Origin of the sequence: Gryllotalpicola koreensis, from assembly GCF_039538185.1 — a bacterium.
Lineage (GTDB): Bacteria > Actinomycetota > Actinomycetes > Actinomycetales > Microbacteriaceae > Gryllotalpicola > Gryllotalpicola koreensis.
In genome coordinates, this window is record NZ_BAABBW010000004.1 from 1 (window position 1) to 16,376 (window position 16,376).

16 protein-coding genes are annotated in these 16,376 nt (G+C 69.3%); 5 read left to right on the forward strand and 11 right to left on the reverse strand.

Annotated features, from left to right (window positions below):
* Positions 1-128: 128 nt before the first annotated feature.
* Positions 129-1,094 (reverse strand): UTP--glucose-1-phosphate uridylyltransferase GalU, encoded by a 966-nt coding sequence (gene galU, locus ABD708_RS11560; RefSeq protein WP_344754553.1) that lies wholly within the window; start codon positions 1,092-1,094, stop codon positions 129-131.
* 40 nt (positions 1,095-1,134) lie between these two features.
* On the opposite strand from galU, the gene ABD708_RS11565 reads away from it, so the two are divergent.
* Genes ABD708_RS11565 through mscL form a run of 3 tightly spaced genes read left to right on the forward strand, consistent with a single transcriptional unit; the run spans position 1,135 to position 2,603 of the window.
* Positions 1,135-1,767 (forward strand): 5-formyltetrahydrofolate cyclo-ligase, encoded by a 633-nt coding sequence (locus ABD708_RS11565; protein ID WP_344754555.1) that lies wholly within the window; start codon positions 1,135-1,137, stop codon positions 1,765-1,767.
* Positions 1,768-1,801: 34 nt separating this feature from the next.
* Positions 1,802-2,095 (forward strand): FmdB family zinc ribbon protein, encoded by a 294-nt coding sequence (locus ABD708_RS11570; protein ID WP_344754558.1) that lies wholly within the window; start codon positions 1,802-1,804, stop codon positions 2,093-2,095.
* A gap of 58 nt (positions 2,096-2,153) precedes the next feature.
* Entirely contained in the window at positions 2,154-2,603 is a 450-nt protein-coding gene (gene mscL, locus ABD708_RS11575) for a large conductance mechanosensitive channel protein MscL (protein WP_344754560.1), read from the forward strand.
* Positions 2,604-2,627: 24 nt separating this feature from the next.
* Here the strand turns inward: mscL and ABD708_RS11580 are convergent, their stop codons facing one another.
* The 4 genes from ABD708_RS11580 to ABD708_RS11595 form a co-directional block, all read right to left on the reverse strand.
* Complete coding sequence (locus tag ABD708_RS11580; protein WP_344754562.1) at positions 2,628-2,816, reverse strand: hypothetical protein; 189 nt, start codon at positions 2,814-2,816, stop codon at positions 2,628-2,630.
* A gap of 17 nt (positions 2,817-2,833) precedes the next feature.
* On the reverse strand, positions 2,834-6,550 hold the full coding sequence (locus tag ABD708_RS11585; protein ID WP_344754564.1) for a DEAD/DEAH box helicase: 3,717 nt from the start codon (positions 6,548-6,550) through the stop codon (positions 2,834-2,836).
* A 254-nt stretch (positions 6,551-6,804) separates the two neighbouring features.
* Positions 6,805-8,397 (reverse strand): S53 family peptidase, encoded by a 1,593-nt coding sequence (locus ABD708_RS11590; protein ID WP_344754566.1) that lies wholly within the window; start codon positions 8,395-8,397, stop codon positions 6,805-6,807.
* Positions 8,398-8,468: 71 nt separating this feature from the next.
* Positions 8,469-9,611 (reverse strand): esterase-like activity of phytase family protein, encoded by a 1,143-nt coding sequence (locus ABD708_RS11595; protein ID WP_344754567.1) that lies wholly within the window; start codon positions 9,609-9,611, stop codon positions 8,469-8,471.
* A gap of 142 nt (positions 9,612-9,753) precedes the next feature.
* Between ABD708_RS11595 and ABD708_RS11600 the strand changes: the two genes are divergently transcribed.
* Positions 9,754-10,599 carry a helix-turn-helix transcriptional regulator gene (locus tag ABD708_RS11600; RefSeq protein ID WP_344754569.1) on the forward strand — a complete coding sequence of 282 codons (846 nt, stop codon included), beginning with the start codon at positions 9,754-9,756 and terminating at the stop codon, positions 10,597-10,599.
* 85 nt (positions 10,600-10,684) lie between these two features.
* On the opposite strand, the gene ABD708_RS11605 is transcribed toward ABD708_RS11600, so the two are convergent.
* The 3 genes from ABD708_RS11605 to ABD708_RS11615 all read right to left on the reverse strand — a co-directional run bounded on the left by ABD708_RS11605 (position 10,685) and on the right by ABD708_RS11615 (position 13,240).
* On the reverse strand, positions 10,685-11,350 hold the full coding sequence (locus ABD708_RS11605; RefSeq protein WP_344754571.1) for a response regulator: 666 nt from the start codon (positions 11,348-11,350) through the stop codon (positions 10,685-10,687).
* A complete protein-coding gene (locus ABD708_RS11610; RefSeq protein WP_344754573.1) occupies positions 11,343-12,737 on the reverse strand; it encodes a sensor histidine kinase in 1,395 nt (464 codons plus the stop codon). The genes ABD708_RS11605 and ABD708_RS11610 overlap by 8 nt, the downstream gene beginning before the upstream one ends.
* Positions 12,738-12,880: 143 nt before the next feature.
* Complete coding sequence (locus ABD708_RS11615; protein ID WP_344754575.1) at positions 12,881-13,240, reverse strand: histone-like nucleoid-structuring protein Lsr2; 360 nt, start codon at positions 13,238-13,240, stop codon at positions 12,881-12,883.
* Between the two features lie 145 nt (positions 13,241-13,385).
* Here ABD708_RS11615 and ABD708_RS11620 point away from each other — a divergent pair, with 145 nt between their 5' ends.
* Positions 13,386-13,697 (forward strand): hypothetical protein, encoded by a 312-nt coding sequence (locus ABD708_RS11620; protein WP_344754577.1) that lies wholly within the window; start codon positions 13,386-13,388, stop codon positions 13,695-13,697.
* A 288-nt stretch (positions 13,698-13,985) separates the two neighbouring features.
* Here the strand turns inward: ABD708_RS11620 and ABD708_RS11625 are convergent, their stop codons facing one another.
* The 3 genes from ABD708_RS11625 to ABD708_RS11635 form a co-directional block, all read right to left on the reverse strand.
* A complete protein-coding gene (locus ABD708_RS11625; protein ID WP_344754579.1) occupies positions 13,986-15,074 on the reverse strand; it encodes a tyrosine-type recombinase/integrase in 1,089 nt (362 codons plus the stop codon).
* A gap of 6 nt (positions 15,075-15,080) precedes the next feature.
* The gene (locus tag ABD708_RS11630) at positions 15,081-15,479 is read right to left on the reverse strand and encodes a M48 family metalloprotease (RefSeq protein WP_344754581.1); all 399 of its coding nucleotides are present in this window, start codon (positions 15,477-15,479) and stop codon (positions 15,081-15,083) included.
* Positions 15,480-15,553: 74 nt separating this feature from the next.
* Entirely contained in the window at positions 15,554-16,327 is a 774-nt protein-coding gene (locus ABD708_RS11635) for a helix-turn-helix domain-containing protein (protein WP_344754582.1), read from the reverse strand.
* Positions 16,328-16,376 lie beyond the last annotated feature (49 nt).

Genomic DNA, 16,376 nt, shown 5'->3' on the forward strand with positions numbered 1-16,376 from the left:
AGCGTGGGACACGAAGGCCTCCGGTAGGTGAAGCGGTGAACTAGACAGCTCCACTCCACAACCGGAGGCCTTCCCCTGTCACATCGACTCACCGCCGCACGGCGGGACAACCTCCCCGGACATCACACCTAGCCGTTGTGGATCACGGGGATCGTGCCGGTGGTCGGCGGCACGATCTCTTCGCCGGCGGGGATCTGCTCGGGCAGTGTCGAGGCGTACTCGATGAGCCAGTGGCGGAAGTCGGGGCCGAGGTCCTCGCGGTCGGCGGCGATGCGCACGATCGACTTCAGGTAGTCGAGCCGGTCGCCCGTGTCGTAGCGGCGCCCGCGGAACACGACGCCGTAGACGCCGCCCATCCACTCGGGCCCCTCGGCGATCGTCTGCAGCGCGTCGGTCAGCTGGATCTCGCCGCCCTTGCCGGGCGCCGTGTGCTCGAGGATGTTGAAGATCTCGGGCCGCAGCACGTAGCGGCCGATGATGGCGTAGTTGCTCGGCGCGTCCTCAGCCTTCGGCTTCTCGACCATGCCCGTGATCTTGACGACGTCGGGGTCGTCGGTGGTCTCGACGGCGGCTGCGCCGTAGAGGTGGATCTGGCTCGGGTCGACCTCAAGCAGGGCGACGACGGTGGTGTGCCGCTTCTCGGCGACCTCGAGCATCTTGGTGAGCAGGGTGTCACGCTGGTCGATGATGTCGTCGCCGAGCAGCACCGCGAAGGACTCGTTCCCGACGTGCGGCCGCGCACGCAGCACGGCGTGGCCGAGACCCTTCGGGTCGCCCTGGCGCACATAGTGCACATCGGCGAGCTCGGTCGAGAAGTTCACCTTCGCGAGCTTGTCGGTGTCGCCCTTCTTCTCGAGCTGCGCCTCGAGCTCGGCCGCGCGGTCGAAGTGGTTCTCGAGCGCGTTCTTGTTGCGGCCGGTCACGAGAAGGACGTCGTGCAAACCGGAATCCACCGCCTCCTGCACCACGTACTGGATGGCGGGAGTGTCGACCACAGGAAGCATCTCCTTGGGCATCGCCTTCGTCGCGGGCAAGAACCGCGTCCCGAGACCGGCGGCAGGAATAACGGCTTTCGTGATCGAAGACTTCGCCATGCACCTCAGACTACAGATCAGCACTCCCTATGATGTCGGCATGCCCGCCGACGAGATCGCGAATCAGAAGCGCGCTCTGCGTGCCGAGCTGCGCGAGCGGCGGCGCAACAAGCCTTTCGTCACGACCGAGCGCGAGACCGAGCAGCTCACGCAGCGTCTCCAGGCCCTCGTCTCCGGATTGCGGGCGACGTCGCTGTCTGCCTACCTCTCTGCGCCGACCGAGCCGAACACCCGGCCGTTCCTGAATTGGGCGAGGGATGCCGGCATCCGCACCCTCCTGCCCATCTCCCGAGTCGACGGACTGCTCGACTGGACCACCGGCGACGGCGAGAGCGAGGTCGTCAGCCACCTCGGCTGGCCGGAGGCGGCCGGCGAGCTGCTCGGACCGATGGCGATCGACGAGGTCGACGTGATCCTCGTGCCGGCGGCCTCGGTCGACCGCAGCGGCATGCGACTCGGCTGGGGCAAGGGCTATTTCGACAAGATGCTCGGCAGCATGGGAAAATGTCCCCCGGTATTTGCCGTGCTGTTCGACGACGAACTGGTTGACGAGGTACCCCGCGAACGGCACGACGAGCCGGTCGACGGGGTCGTGACCCCGAGCCGCATCGTTCCGCTGTCGAAGCGGGCGAAGGCCCTGGGTCTACCCGAGGGCCAGACTCTGCCGGAGTGATCGCAGGCGGCACGGCTCGAGAACGCGAGGAACCATGCCCACCTACTCCTACAAGTGCACCGAGTGCGGTCACGCCTTCGACATCGTGCAGTCGATCAACGACGGCGCCCTCACCGCGTGCCCCAACTGCGGCGGCACCCTGCGCAAGGTGTTCGGCCTGACCGGCGTCACCTTCAACGGCTCGGGCTTCTACCGCACCGACTCGCGCAGCGGCTCGGCCGGCGGCGCGCCGAAGCCGTCGTCGGGGTCTGGCTCGTCGAGTTCGGGCTCGGGTTCGTCGGGCTCGGGCAGCGCGTCATCTGGCGGGTCGAGCTCCTCGGGGTCCTAATATGCAGGGGAACGCCCAGGAAGGTCGTCGGGCGCAGGCTGTTCGCGAAGGGGGCAAAGTGCTCAAGGGCTTCAGAGACTTCATCATGCGCGGCAATGTCATCGACCTTGCCGTCGCGGTCGTGATCGGCGCCGCATTCACGGCCGTCGTGACCGCCATCGTCACCGGCATCATCAACCCGCTGATCAGCGCGATCTTCAACGCGAAGAGCCTGGATCATGCGCTGAGGGTCCCGATCACGGGCATCGGCGGTCAGAAATCCGAGATCCTGTTCGGCTCGGTCATCGGCGCGATCATCAGCTTCCTCGCGGTCGCCGCCGTCGTGTACTTCGTGATGGTGCTGCCGATGAACCACTTCAAGGCTCGGCTGGATGCCCGCAAGAAGGCGGGTGCGCCGGACGAGCCGCCCGCACCGACCGACATCGAGCTGCTCGCCGAGATCCGCGACCTGCTGAAGGCCCAGCAGGCCGCCGCGGGCTCGCAGAGCCAGCAACCGCCGCAGCTGTAGCGCTCAGCGCTTCACGTGCTCGGTCTACCAGTGCGGCGGCACGTCGCGTTTGAGCCGCTCGTCGTTCGAGGTGCTGCGCTCCGAACTCTCCTCTGGCTCGTCGGCGCGCGGCGGTAGCGCAGGCGTCGGGTCGGAGCCGGGAGCAGGCGGGGTCGTCACCCGACGATGCGGCCGCCGCCGCGGCATCCGTTCATCGTCCTGCTGCTCGGCCACCCGACCATCTTGCCCGCTCAGGGCAGGTCGAGCGGGGTCGTCTCGGCGTTCTGCGGCGGGGCCGCGCCGATGAGGCGCGCGACCCGGGCCGCGATCGCCTCGGGGTCCGCGAACAGCTCGAAGCTGTGCACCCGCAGGTAGTGCCAGCCGAGGCGGCGCAGCAGCTCGGGGCGCAGGCGCAGCGACTCGCGCAGCGAGCCGTGCCCGACGATCTGGTCGGTCTCGACCACGACCGCCTTGCCCGCGTACGACGCGACGAGCGGCAGCGCGCCGCGGTAGCCGAGGCGCACCGACAGCCCGCGGCGCTCGAGGCGGGCGCGCAGGTCGACCAGCAGCGGCTCGGTCGTCTCGGGGGCGTCGGGCAGTGAGGCGTCCATGTCGGCGGCCTCGCCGAGCACGTGCGAGAGCGCGACCACGCCGTGCGGCAGACGGGTGTCATCGACGTCGTCGGGACGGAAGCAGGAGACGATGTCCATCGAGCGCCGCGCGCGGGTCAGCCCCACCGCGAGCAGCCGCTCACCACCGGGGGCGGCCAGAGGCCCGAAGTTCGACAGCAGGCGGCCGTGCGGGGTGCGCCCGAAGCCGATCGAGAAGATGACCCGGTCGCTGCTGCGCGCGGTGGCCTGCTCGAGGGTCGCGACGGTGAATGGCTCGGCCCGGTCGGCGAGCACGAAATCGGCGAGCTCCTGCCGGCTCTGCGACGCGCGGATGACCGCCTGGTTCACGCGCACGGCGTGCCGACTCGACGCGGTGATCACCATGAGCGACTCGCGCGGCCGGTTGATCGCGTGGTCGAGCACGAGCTCGACGACCTTGGCGACCTCGGCGTCGACGGATTCCACGGCGCCGGTCTCCGGATCGGGAAGGCCGAAGCCCTCCTTCACGACGTGCAGGTTCAGCGAGCCGTGCCCGAGGTAGGTGCCGGCCCAGGGCAGCGTCTCGATCTTCCCGCCGTAGAAGCGGCGGTTCACGAGCTCGGCGAGGTCGTCGCCGCCCGCCCGGTAGGAACGGGTCAGGGTGAACACGGGCAGCAGTTCGGAGAGTCGGGCGAGGGTCGAGCTCGAGTGCAGCGCGTCGACATCGTGAGGCACGAGCGGGCTCGCCGCGGCATCCGCCCGTACCGCCGTCTCGAACGGCGCAGGCGTCTGCGTCACCGGGTCGCCGAATGCGACCAGCTGGCGGGCCCGGCGGATGGCGCCGATGTTCTCGGGCAGGGTGCAGGCGCCGGCGTCCACCAGGAAGACCGCGTCGAACTCGAGCGAATCGGGCAGCTTGCCGACCTCGTACGGCGAGACCAGCCAGACCGGCGCGAGAGCGCGCGCCAGGCGCGGCGCATTCGCGATCAGCGCGGCCGGCGTCGCGCGGTCGGCGCGCAGCAGCTGCTTCAGCGCGCTCGCTTCGTCGGGATTGTCGACGACGCCGATGCGCCACGTCTCGGCGAGCTGCCAGGCGAGGCCACGGCCCTGTGCACCGGCGTGCGCCTCGTCGACGAGCCGGAAATCCGCCTCGAGGCGGTCGAGCACGCTCGTGTTGCCGCCGAGCAGGGCCTTGTCGTTGCCGAGCAGGTGCTCGAGCACCGACTGCCACCAGGCGAGCTCGAGCTCTGCGGTGATCTGCGCCTCGCCGACGTGCCGGCTGGAGAGGTCGGCGAGCAGCGGGTCGAGGTTGACCTCGCGCAGCTGCGCGACGAGCTGGGTGCGCTCCTGCAGGTTGGCGAGCACCTCGCTCTCGGCGGCGAGCCCGGCGATCTGGTAGCTCAACTGCGCGAGCGGCAGCACGGTCAGCGAGGCGGGCGTGCCGGCGCGGGCGAGCGGGCCGTCGAGGCTGGCGAGATCGGATGCCACCCGCTGGTAGGCCACCTGCACATCGGCGATGCCGACCGGCACGGCCGGCGGCGCACCGGCCTCGGCGAAGCGGTTCCACAGGGTGCGCTGCTGCTGGATCTTGAGCAGGCTCTCGTGCAGGTCGGAGACGTGCACGCCGGGGCGCACGTACTCGAGCGCGAGCTTGCGCAGCCTGCGGCGGTCGCCATTGCTCATGCCGTTGTCGCGCCGGCCGGAGACCGCCGTGATGAGCTCGTTCAGCGGGCGGTCGAAGACAGCGGGAAGGAAGCGGTCGAGCGTCTCGCGCAGGTCGGCCAGCAGGCGCAGGTAGACGCCGAGCTCCGCGATGTTCTCGAACGGGCGCAGCTTCGTCGTCGCGATCAGCTTCGTGGCGCGATCGATGAGGCGGGGCAGCTCGATCGCGTTGAGCTTCTTGGCGAGCTCGTGCGCGACCTCGCCGTCGGCCGGCGTGCGGAACTGGGCGCCGTACCACGGGGAATCCCCCGGGCCGTACTTGAACTCGCCCAGCCGGGCGGCCTTGATGAGCGTCTGCGCCGCCTCCTTGCGGCTGCCCGCGATCGCGACGAGCGAGTCGTAGTCGAGGCGCGCGGTGGTCGACGGCGGCGTGGGCAGCAGCGCGAGGTTCGCGACCTCCTCGAGGGCGTCGAGAACGCTGACACCGAGCGCCGGATGCTTGCTCGTGAGCGCCCCGCGGTAGTCGAGCAGCACCTTCCGCAGCCGCACGAGCGCGTCGTCGACATCGGCGATCTTCGGCTGCTCGGCCTTCTCGTTGCGGGTGATCGCGGCGATCAGGTCGCGGCGCAGCGTCTCGGGCCGCACGGCGGCGCCGGCGAGGCCGACGTTGGCAAGGCGCGCGGCGATGCCGTCGAGGCTCGAGCGGCGAGGGCTCGCGACGAGAACGCGCTTGTTCTGCGCGATGAGCGCGCCGAGGGCGTTGACGATGGTCTGCGTGCCGCCGGTGCCCGGCAGCGTCTTCACGATGAGCGAGTTGCCCGCCGCGATCTGCGTCACGATCGCGTCCTGCTCCTCGTCGGCGTCGAGCAGGAGGGCGTCGACGGCCGGCGGCCGGGCGTCCTGCCCGACGACCTGGGCGGGGCTGTAGGCGCCCTCGATCTGATGGTGCGCCGCCTGGTTCCCGGCGAGCGCGTCAAGCATCGGGTGGCTGAGCCGCGCGGCATCGGCCGTCATCGTGCCGGCCACGTCGGCGAAGCTCGAGACGACGAGGCGCGGCTGCACCTGGAACCACGCGAGCTGCGCGGTGAGCGCGCGCAGCCGGTCGATGACGGGCTGCGGCTTGAAGGCGCCGTTCGCGAGCGCGAGGCCCACCAGTTCGTCGGGGTCGAGACGGATGCCGAACTGCTCCCCCAGCGCACGGGCGAGCTCCGGATTGAGGAACGGCTTGCCGCGCAGCTTGAGCTCGAAGTCGCGGCCGTAGCGGCGGATGGCGAGCGGGCGCAGCAGCACGGGGGCGAGGTACTCGTCCTCGCCGTTGCGCCAGGCCGCGAGGCCGATGGCGAGGTGCACGCCGTCGATGCCGCGCACGCTGCGCAGCTCGATGCCCTTCTCGGTGATGGCGCTCGCCGCGAGCCGCGCGTTGCGCAGGGCGATGTCGTCGCGGATCAGGCTCGACAGCAGCGTGCGCTCGCCCGTGATGAAGGTCGGCATGCCGCCAGGGTGCGCGGAACTGAGATCGATACGGGTGCGCGCCTCGTCGCGGAAGTGCAGCAGCGGCGAGGGTCCGCCGACGGCGGCGAGCTCCTCACGCCACTTCGACCAGGCGTGCTCCGCCACGTTTCCGACCTGCACGCTGGGGTCGCCCGTGGTGAGCTGGTGCGGCGTCGTACCCTGCGCGGGCGGGTTCATGGCATGGTCGGCCCCGGAATCGGTCATCACGCCACCCGGCGCGCTCTTCCTCTCGATGCCCCACACGCCGCCCACCCTAGGGTGCCGCGCCCGTGTTTCCGCGGAACTCGGGCCGAGTTTCGCGCGTTTCCCAGACCCGGCAGGCGTTGCCGTGGCCCAGAACTGTGCCCAGTCGGCGCGACTGTGCCCGATACGACGGACGCGGTCGCGCCGACCGGGCACGTTCGCGCGAGCCACGGGCACACGATGACGCCATACGGGCGCAAACGCGCCGGCAGCGGCTAACCTCTGACAACGCCCAGCAGGGCCTCGCCGTCGGGCACGCCGAGGCCCGTGCACGGGTCCCAGCCGGAGGCCGCCGAGTACACCCCGTTCGACCCCGAGGTGACGTCGCGGAAGCCGGCGGGCGACGTGCCCGAGGTGGCGTCGGCGTAGAGCAGCTTCTGCGCGAGCCCCAGCCGCGTGCCCGAGGCCTGCACGAGGCGCGCGACGAGCGCTGCCCACAGCGGGGCGACCGCGCTGGTGCCGCCGATGACGGCGTCCTTCCCGTCGACGCGCACCTTGTAGCCGGTCTCGGGGTCGGCGACGGCGGCCACGTCGGGCACGCCGCGGCCGGTCTTGCCGCCGGAAGCGCCGGGCACGTCGACGGGCTGCTGGTAGTCGGGCAGCGCGAAGGTGTCGCTCACGCCGCCGCCGGTCGCACCACCGCCCGAGCCGTCGTTCCACACCGTCTCTGAGGTGACCTTGCCCGAGGCATCCAGCTCGAGCCGGGTGCCGCCACAGGCGAGCGCGTGCGGGCTCGACGCCGGGAAGTCGACGTGCGCCTTGCCGTCGCTCTGCCGGTCGCTCGAGCCGTCGTCGCCGGCGGCGACGGTGACGGTGATGCCGAGCGCGACCGCATCGGAGAAGGCATCGTCCATCGACTGCCGCGCCTGCGCCGTCCACTGGTCCTCGCTCTGCCCCCAGCTGATGCTGATGGCGTCGGGCGTGGGCGTCGCGTGCGCGGCCTGGGCGACGGCGTCGACGAAACCGGCATCCGTGTTCGGCGCGAAGTAGACGACGATGTCGGCCGCGGGAGCGAGCCCGCCGATCACCTCGATGTCGAGCGCGACCTCGCCGTCGGCGCCGTTCGGGTCGCCGCCCGGCTCGTTCTGCGCGCCGTCGACGCTCACGGCGGTCACCGTGGGCGACGAGACCCCGATGCCGGAGAAATAGGTCTCGAGATCGGATGCCTCGAAGCCGCCCCCGAGCTCGATGATGGCCACGGTGCGCCCACTGCCGTCGGTTCCGGCGGGGAATCCGTATGCCGCGCCGAGCTGCACGGGCGTGTAGCTCGAGGACACCGCATTCGGCAGCACGGCACGGAAGTTCGCGCGCGCCTGCGGGCGGGTGTCGAGGCCGAGCACGGCGTTCACGACCCCGTCGAGGTCGCCGGGCACCGAGAGCTCGCCCGTGCGGTGCCAGTGGGAGACCTTCCCGCCGCCGGGAGCCTCGCTCTCTGCCCACTCGAGGCTCGTGCCGAATGCGCTCTGCAGCTGATCGACGGTTCCCGCGGCGCGCACGCGGCGGGAACCGAGGTCGGCCGAGAGCACCTGCACCCCGTGCTCCGTCAGCGCCTGCTCGACCCGTGCGACGTCGGCCGGGTCGGCGCCGTACTTCTCAGTGAACTCCTCGGGCGAGAGCGGTGCGCCGCGCAGCACCGACTCGGGCAGTTCGTTGCGGCGCCGCAGCACGAGGGTCACCTCGATGTGCTGGCCGGCGCCTTCCGGCGGGTTGACGGCGCTGACCTGGGCGGCCGGCGCGCGGCCGCTGCCGGGAATCGGGGTGCGCCCCGCGGGGGCGGCGTTCGGGGTCTGGTCGGAGGAGTTCGTCATGGAACCCTGCCTACCCGAGACCACCGACATGCACACCCCCTCGCGGGGCACACATCGGAAAACGGCAGGAACTACGGCAGCTTCACCGCCAGGTTGAGGATGCGGGTGTGCTGGGCCGCGCTGTTGTTGTCGTCGCTGATCAGCGAGACGCCGTACTTCCCGCCGGGCAGCCTCCCCGTGATCGCCATGCCCTCGAAGTTGTCGAGCAGTGGGTTCGCCTGCGTCTCGAGCGCCGTCGCGCCGAGCGTCGGGCAGTCCACGAGGTCACCGAGCAAAGTCTTCTGCACGGCGAGCCGCGGCGAGGCATCCCCCAGGTTCGCCACCCGCGACACGTCGGCGGCGCGCGACAGGCCGGTCACCGCGAACAGGTTGACCGCGTTGCCGACGTCGGCCGACCACGACGCCTCCTCGACGACGACCGCGTCGTTCGAGTAGGCCGCCACCTCGGGAATCCGCATGCCGGCATCCGTCTTGTACTCGATCTGCTTCGTCAGCCGCCACTGCCCGTGCGCGCCGGAGGTGTAGACCAGCAGGCGGTGAGCGGTGGCGTCACCTGACGACGACACATCGCCCGAGAGCGCGCCCTCCATCGCGGCGACGATCGTCTTGCCGTCGGGCGTCACCGTGAGGCCCTCGAGCGTGGCGTTGGCGGTCGCCTCGCCGGCGGCGGTCGAGCCGGTCACCGCGAAGCGGGCGGGCACGGGCAGCGAGGCCCGCTGCACCCCGTCGCGGCCGAAGATGCGGATCGACGGCTCGACCTCGGAGCTCACGAGGTACGAGCCGTCGTTCAGCACGGCGAGCCCCTCGTTGTCCGCGGCGTTCGGATCGGTGGCGATGTTGCCGCCGTCGTACGGGGTGCCGTCGGCCTTCTTCAGCACGAGCGGCGCATGGATCACGTGCGGGTCCGACAGGTCGCGGTACGACCACACGTACTCGGGCGTCGACCCGTTGTTGTCCAGAGCGGAGACCCAGGCCTGCTGCCGCCGGTCCCAGGCGATCGACGAGAGGCCGCTGACCTCGGCGCCGAAGGCGACCTTCTTGTCGAGCGCGTCGCTATAGCTCACGGCGTCGATGCGGGGCGAGCAGGCGTTCGAGTTCGCGGTGGGAGCGGGGCGCGGGCCGCCGTGCGCGGGCGACGCGACGGCCGGCTGGGCGGCGAGGAGGGCGACGGATGCCGCGAGCGCGGTTCCTGCGAGCATGAGCTTCGTGCGCATGGTCCTTCTTTCGGTCGGGCGGCTTCGAAGGCGAGCCGAATCTGACCCCCATCCTGGTCACACGAGGTGAACCTTGGGTAGACAGGGCGTGCGATCCGATCGTTGCGCGGCCGATCCGCCGATGACACGCTGAGAAAACATCATGTTCGAAGAACTGCTCGCGGAGATCACCTGGGCGGGCTCCGGCATCGCCGGCCGCGCCGAGCTGCTCGATGCGCTGATCGACGCGCTCGGCCGCCTGATCCCCTGCGACGGCGTCACCTGGAGCCGCGTCGACTTCGCAAACCGCACCGTCACAGCGCACGGCGAGCCGTTCGGCTCGCTCGCCGCGCCGCCCGGTGCGGAGCTCATCGACCTGATCGGCGACAACCCGATGATGCGCAGCTATTGGGCCGACGTCATGACCCGCCGTCAGGACCGACCCCCGCGCCGCATGAGCGACGTGACGACTCCGCGCGAGTACCACCGCACGACGACCTACACCTCTGTCCTGCACCCGCTCGGCGCCGAGAGCCAGCTGACGATCCTCACCCATCAGACCGGCCTGCTCTCGGGCACCACCTGGATCTTCTCGCGCCCAGAGGACCACGACTTCACGGCCGACGAGGTCGCGCTCGCGACCCGCCTGCAACCGGTGCTCGCGCTGATCCAGAGCACCGGCGCGCTCGACGATGAAGAGAGGGGGCTGACGGATGCCGGCATCCTGGCCTCCGTCACCGCGCTGCCCCAGCGCAGCGCCCAGCCGCATGACGACTTCGACCTGACGGGGCGCGAACTGCAGGTCCTCAGCCTGCTCGCGCACGGCCTCACGGCGGCGGCGATCGGCCGCTACCTGCGCATCAGCGACCGCACGGTGCGCAAGCACCTCGAGAACAGCTACCGCAAGCTCCACTGCAGCGACCGGCTGGTCGCCGTCGACCGCGCCCGCGCGGCCGGCCTGCTGCCCAAGCTGCCGCTCGGCTCGCCCGCTGCGGCGCTGCGCAGCTGAGCCTCGACGACGGCCGTCAGGTCCACCGACACGGTCGGCGGCAAGTTCACCGCGGCGGGGCCGACGGTCCAGGCATCCGGACTGCTCATCTCACCGCGCCCATCAGCTCGTTCTCATAGGCGAAGGCGACCACCTGCACCCGGCTCTTCAAGCCGAGCTTGGCGAGCACCTGGCGCACGTGGCTCTTCACCGTCGCCTCGGTCAGCACGGTCGCCTCGGCGATCTCGGCGTTGCTGAGCCCCCGCGCGATCAGCAGGAACACCTCGCGCTCGCGCGCGCTGAGCGCGGCGAGGGTGTCATCGGGTGTGCGCGTCTGCGCGCGGTTCGCGAACTCGCGCACGACGTCGACGGTGTCGGATGCCCCGGCCAGCCTCTCCCCCGCGACGGCCTCGCGGATCGTGCCCAGCACCTCGGCGGGCAGCGCATCCTTCGTGAGCAGTGCGCTCGCGCCCGCGCGCAGCGCGAGGTAGACGGCCTCGTCCCGCTTGATGGTCGTGAGCACGACGACTTTCGGGGGCTCGGGCTCGGCGACGACGAGCTGCGTCGCCTCAAGGCCGTTGAGGCCGGGCATCCGCAGGTCCATCAGCACGACGTCGGGCCGCACCTGCCGCACCAGCGTGACCGCCGCGTTCCCATCGTGCGCCGTGGCGACGCAGCGCATGTCGGGCTGCGCGTCGATGAGCATCGCGAGGCCGGCCGCGAACAGCGGCTGATCGTCGACGATCACGACGCGGATCGGCCCGTCAGTCATGCGCGCCCTCGATGGCGAGAGCAGCGGTTTCCGACTCGGCCTCGATCAGCTCATCGGATGCCGGCGCCTGGGGCGCTTCGTCGGGGGTGACCGCCGAGTCCGGAGGAATGAACGCCGTCACGACGAAGGTCTCGTCGTCGCTCGGCACGGCCGTCAGCCAGCCGCCGACGAGCCGTGCGCGCTCCTTCATGCCCGCGATGCCGATGCCGCGGCCGCCGCCGTTCACGAGGGGCTCGCCGCCGCCGGACTTCGACACGATCAACACGGCGAGACCCGCTCCCTGCGCGTCGAGGGTGACGGTCGCCGCGCTGCCGCGACCGCCGTGCTTGAGCGCGTTCGTCAGGCTCTCCTGCACGATGCGGAACACCGCCACCTGCTTCGAGAGGGCGAGCGGGCCGAGGTCGCCGAGCACGCGCAGCGTGGCATCGACCCCCGCCTGGCGCAGCTCGTCGACCAGAGCCGGGATGTGCTCGATACGGCTCGTGTGCTCGCTGAGATCGTCGTCGTCGGTGATGCGCTCGACCAGCCGCCGGACCTCGGCGAGCGCATGCCGCGCCACCGTCGAGATGTTCGAGAGGCTCTCGGGCGCCGCCTCCGGCCTGAGCTCGTGGATCGCCGCCGCTCCCTCGGCCTGCGCCACGATGACGGCGAGCGAATGCGCGAGGGAGTCGTGGATGTCGCGCGAGATGCGCCCGCGGTCGTGCGCGAGCCGAAGCTCGAGGTCGGCCTCGTCGAGCTTCGCGGCGGTCGTCTCGAGGTCGCCCGTCACGACCCGAACGCGCCAGATGGCGGAGAGGCCGAGGCCCAGAAGCCAGGCGAAGACGACAGTGGCGCAGAGGCTGACAAGCAGCTCTATGCAAGCTCCGAGGCCGAACTGACCCGTCCAGACCATCCAGCCGGAGGCGATCAGAAGCGCACTGTAAAGCCCAGCGCTGACGAGGCCGCCTGCGAGCGCGAGGCCGCGCACGAGGCGCGTCTCTCGCGTCAACGCGATCCACGCCACCGCGAGCGGGGCGGCGAACCATACGGGCCATGCCGTGTCGAGGTTGTACCAGTAGCTCGAGCCCCCGATCACGGTGTAGCGCTGATCACTCCAACGCGCACCGTAGATGAACTGCAGCACGATCCCACCGCTTCCCAACACGATGGGGATGACGACAGCGAGGGCGATGGACACCAGCGGCCATCTTCCGCTGAGCGCCACGACCAACGCCCATGCGGCGAAGGTGATGACCGCCGAAGCCATTGCGAGCCGTCCGGACTCCGCAACGATCCAGAGCGCGAGAAACACGGTTGCGCCGCCCACCGGCGCCCAGACGCGGACACGCCCTACCAGCCGTGGCGACCAGCCGTGGCCGGCGCCGATGCGCGCGAGGAACTCATTCATGCCGGCAAAGCTAGGCCTGGCATCCGCTCTGGGCTCGCGCCGGGCCCGAAGTTCATCCCAAGGGATGAGGCCGCAATCGAGTACGGGCTTGCTGCTGCTATCCGGCGGCTTTGCGCACAACAACCCCGTACTCGATGTGCGTGCTACTTGTGCGCGTCCTCGTAGGCCTTCATGACCGAGTCGGCCACGCGGCCGCGCGGCGAGACGTCGATGCCGTTCGCCTGCGCCCACTCGCGCACGGCGGCGTACCCGGCACTCCAGTGCGAGGCGGCGGACTTCGAGACGCGGCTGGCGGCCGCGCGAGCAGGCCCGGCGAGCGCCGACGACCGGCGGCCCGCAGCGATATACGGTGCGAGCGCGTCGCGCAGCTTCGCCGCGTTCTTCTCGCCGAGGTCGATCTCGTAAGACTTCCCGTCGATCGCGAACGACACGGTCTCGCCCGCACCCTCGGCGATCACATCGCCCGAGATGTCGTCGACGAGCTGCTCGATAACCTTCTTCATTGCGGCATCCCTTGATAGTCGCGTAACCCGATATCTGCGATACCGGTCGATAACAAGGTTATCGACCGTTTATCCGAACGCGCGGTAATTCCGTGTCGATAACGCAATCGAATCGGTATGTCGCGGCGCTCGCTATCACGACACGATGAATGACATGCGGATGCCTCGCCTCGCCGCCCCCGCCTGCGCCGTGCTGCTCGCGGCCGGCCTGAGCGCCTGCACGACCCCGCATGCCTGCACGGCGATCGGCTGGAGCAACCAGCTGCGCGTTCAGGTGACGGGGAACGTCGGCGTCGTCGATCGGGTCACCTTCTGCGCGGGGGCGAACTGCACACCCCCGGCTCATCCGACTCCGTCGCCCGACCAGCTCGAGACAACGACGCGCGACGGCGACGTCTGGACTCTGCAGCTCGGCATGATCACTCCGGATGCCGGCCACATCGGCGCCTTCGACTAGGGCGGAGCACTGCTGCACGACCGTTACGTCAGTCCGAAGTGGAAGCGCATCGGCGGCACCGCGGAATGCGGCGGCCCGGAGCGCGCCGAGGTCACGCTGCACATGCCGTGAAGTGGTACATTTATTGCGACAAAAGTGCCCCTGGAGGGACTCGAACCCTGTTCCCGGCCCCGCCATTCACGGTCACGCACGCGACTTGCGCGGAATTCCGCTGATTTCAACCGACGTGAATCGACCTGACTCGACAGAAATCTAGATCGATTGTGGGCAAGATGTGGGCAAAGTAGGTCAAGCGGTAGCTCCGAGCGCCTCATCTCGGCTGCGCTCGAGCGCGTCGGCGACCTTGTCGAGATCGTCGTCGAACAGGTCGGCGTAGACGTCGAGCGTCATCGCTGCGGACTCGTGTCCGAGCATCCGCTGCAGGGCCTTGACGTTGGCACCAGCCGCGACTGCGAAGGATGCCGCTGAGTGACGCAGGTCGTGGATCGTGAGGCTCTCGGGCAACCCCGCCCGCTTCTTCGCACCCGCGTACCACCCGTCGCGATAGTCCGGCGTCTTGAGATAGTTCTCGCCGTCACCGAATAGCAACTCGTCTGCACGCTTTCCTTTGGCCGCCGCACGGAGCCCGAACTCGAGAAAGGGAGCGAACGGCACCCAGCGCGCCTTGCCGCCCTTGGTGTCATCGACGACGGTCTTCGGTCCGACGCGCACGGCGTTCTCGTGTACGTAGAGTCGCCGGCGCCCGAAGTCGACGTCGCTGACGCGAAGCGCAGTCGCTTCGCCCCATCGGACACCGGTGTAGGCAAGCACACGCACCAGCGTTGCTTTCTCGCGCGACTCGGCGGCGAGCTGCTCGACCTGCAGATGGCTGAGGTACACGTGCTTCTTCTTCCGCTTGCGCGGGAGGACGACGCCGCGGGCCTCGTTGCGTGCGAGGCGGCGATCGCGGACCGCAGTGTCGAGGATGCCGGCGAGGATTCCGTGAGCTCGGATGACCACGGTCGCGCTGCGCTTCTCTGCGAGCTCGCTCACCCAGTCCTGCACGTCGCTGAACTCGATGTCAACGAGGCGTATGCCGCCCCATCGCTCTTCGACGTGGGTGTGCCATGCGATCTCGAGCGTGCGATAGTACGAGGCCTTCGCGCGCGCCTTTTTGGCTGAGAGCCAGGACTTTGAGCGCTCCGCGACGGTGACTCGCCCCAGGCTCGGGTCGACGTACTCGCCTCGCGCCTTCTTCACCTCGACCGTCGCGGCGAAGAGCTCAGCGTCGCGCTTGGTGCGGAATCCCCGCTTGTCGGTCTGCGACCCGTCGGGCTTGCGGTAGCGGACGCGGTAGCGCTTGCCCGCTGCCGTCTCGTAGGCCTTGATTGTGCTCATTGGTCCTTACAGGGTCCAGTGCGTGTGGAAGCGCAGGTAGGTGCGCATAACGCGCTCGGTGACTTCGAGGTCGAGTGCTGCGCGGCCGATGTCCTCGGTGATGGACATGACCTCACTCAGCTTTGAGGGGCGGATGAGGCGTTGCGCGGCGATGCGATCGGCGCGTCTCTCCTGCGACGTGGTGGTGCCGATGTCGCGGTGCTCGTAGTGCACAAGCTCGTGTGCCACGGCACAGCGCTCAACGGCGTTTGTGAGTCCCGAGCGGACGAAGATCGCGCGGTGCCGATTGGAGTAGCAGGCGACCATCTGGGCGAGCGGCAAATCGGCGCGGTAGACCAGCGGAGCCCCCAGGTCGTCAGCGTGCGCCCAAGGGTCGTAGTCCGCTGCGCACTCGCTGTCGATCATGCTGTCTCGCCCGTACATGTAGGCGGTGCTGCCCCCGCTCCCCCAGTTCAGCTCCGCAAGACTCAATGCCCCTCCTAGGCCTCGTGCTCGTCCGGATCAACGGCCGTGTCGTCGGCCGATGCCGCCAGTTCAAACGGATCTTGATCTAGATCCACGACATGCAGGTCATCCTGCCCTTGAGTTCCGACATCGATGAACTGGTCAATGAGAAACCCTTCCTGCTGCCGGACCGCCTCATAGCGCGCATAGTCTTCCGCCGAGACGACGAGATCCTTGGTCACGAAATTGAGCAGATCGACCAATTGGTCTCTGCGCTGACGGTCTTCAACGGAGAGCACTGCCCAACCGTCGCTCGATATTGCGGCTATTCGCTCCGCCACCCACGGAAGATAGGTCGACGCTGAATTGACAATGCCCCCAGACTCAGCTCTGAGGATTTCAAGCATCTCGTCCTGGTCTTCCAACATCAGCGCGATGTCGTTGAACTCGAAGACCATGGCTTGAAGGGCATAGCGGGCATCTCGCATTGCCTTATTCGCGGATTCTCGTGCCTGAGCTAGCACCTGCGTTGGGTTTTCGACCGTCTTGATCAGTTCGTTGAGGTCGATGCCGAGCTCGGCTGCGATGGTCACCGCCTCGGAGAGCCTCACCGACCGCTGACCCTTCTCGATGCGAGTGATCGCGGTCGGGTCGAGCTTTAGACCGCTGTCGGCAAGTCGATCCGCGAGCTTCTGTTGACTCCAACCAAATTCCTGACGCGCCTCGCGCACCGCGCTTCCGAAGCTCGGCTCGATTGCTCCAACATAGTCAGCATTTGCCTGCACATTCCACAAGGTACTGCTTGACACGCAGGAGCGCAATGCTCATAGTTGAACTGCGCTGATCACAGTGGTCTGC

Excerpts from the sequence above, each read along its gene's own strand:
- galU (WP_344754553.1), bottom strand. The coding sequence starts at position 1,094 with ATGGCGAAGTCTTCGATCACGAAAGCCGTTATTCCTGCCGCCGGTCTC.
- ABD708_RS11565 (WP_344754555.1), top strand. The coding sequence starts at position 1,135 with ATGCCCGCCGACGAGATCGCGAATCAGAAGCGCGCTCTGCGTGCCGAG.
- ABD708_RS11570 (WP_344754558.1), top strand. The coding sequence starts at position 1,802 with ATGCCCACCTACTCCTACAAGTGCACCGAGTGCGGTCACGCCTTCGAC.
- ABD708_RS11585 (WP_344754564.1), bottom strand. The coding sequence starts at position 6,550 with ATGACCGATTCCGGGGCCGACCATGCCATGAACCCGCCCGCGCAGGGT.
- ABD708_RS11590 (WP_344754566.1), bottom strand. The coding sequence starts at position 8,397 with ATGACGAACTCCTCCGACCAGACCCCGAACGCCGCCCCCGCGGGGCGC.
- ABD708_RS11595 (WP_344754567.1), bottom strand. The coding sequence starts at position 9,611 with ATGCGCACGAAGCTCATGCTCGCAGGAACCGCGCTCGCGGCATCCGTC.
- ABD708_RS11600 (WP_344754569.1), top strand. The coding sequence starts at position 9,754 with ATGTTCGAAGAACTGCTCGCGGAGATCACCTGGGCGGGCTCCGGCATC.
- ABD708_RS11605 (WP_344754571.1), bottom strand. The coding sequence starts at position 11,350 with ATGACTGACGGGCCGATCCGCGTCGTGATCGTCGACGATCAGCCGCTG.
- ABD708_RS11610 (WP_344754573.1), bottom strand. The coding sequence starts at position 12,737 with ATGAATGAGTTCCTCGCGCGCATCGGCGCCGGCCACGGCTGGTCGCCA.
- ABD708_RS11615 (WP_344754575.1), bottom strand. The coding sequence starts at position 13,240 with ATGAAGAAGGTTATCGAGCAGCTCGTCGACGACATCTCGGGCGATGTG.
- ABD708_RS11620 (WP_344754577.1), top strand. The coding sequence starts at position 13,386 with ATGAATGACATGCGGATGCCTCGCCTCGCCGCCCCCGCCTGCGCCGTG.
- ABD708_RS11625 (WP_344754579.1), bottom strand. The coding sequence starts at position 15,074 with ATGAGCACAATCAAGGCCTACGAGACGGCAGCGGGCAAGCGCTACCGC.
- ABD708_RS11630 (WP_344754581.1), bottom strand. The coding sequence starts at position 15,479 with ATGATCGACAGCGAGTGCGCAGCGGACTACGACCCTTGGGCGCACGCT.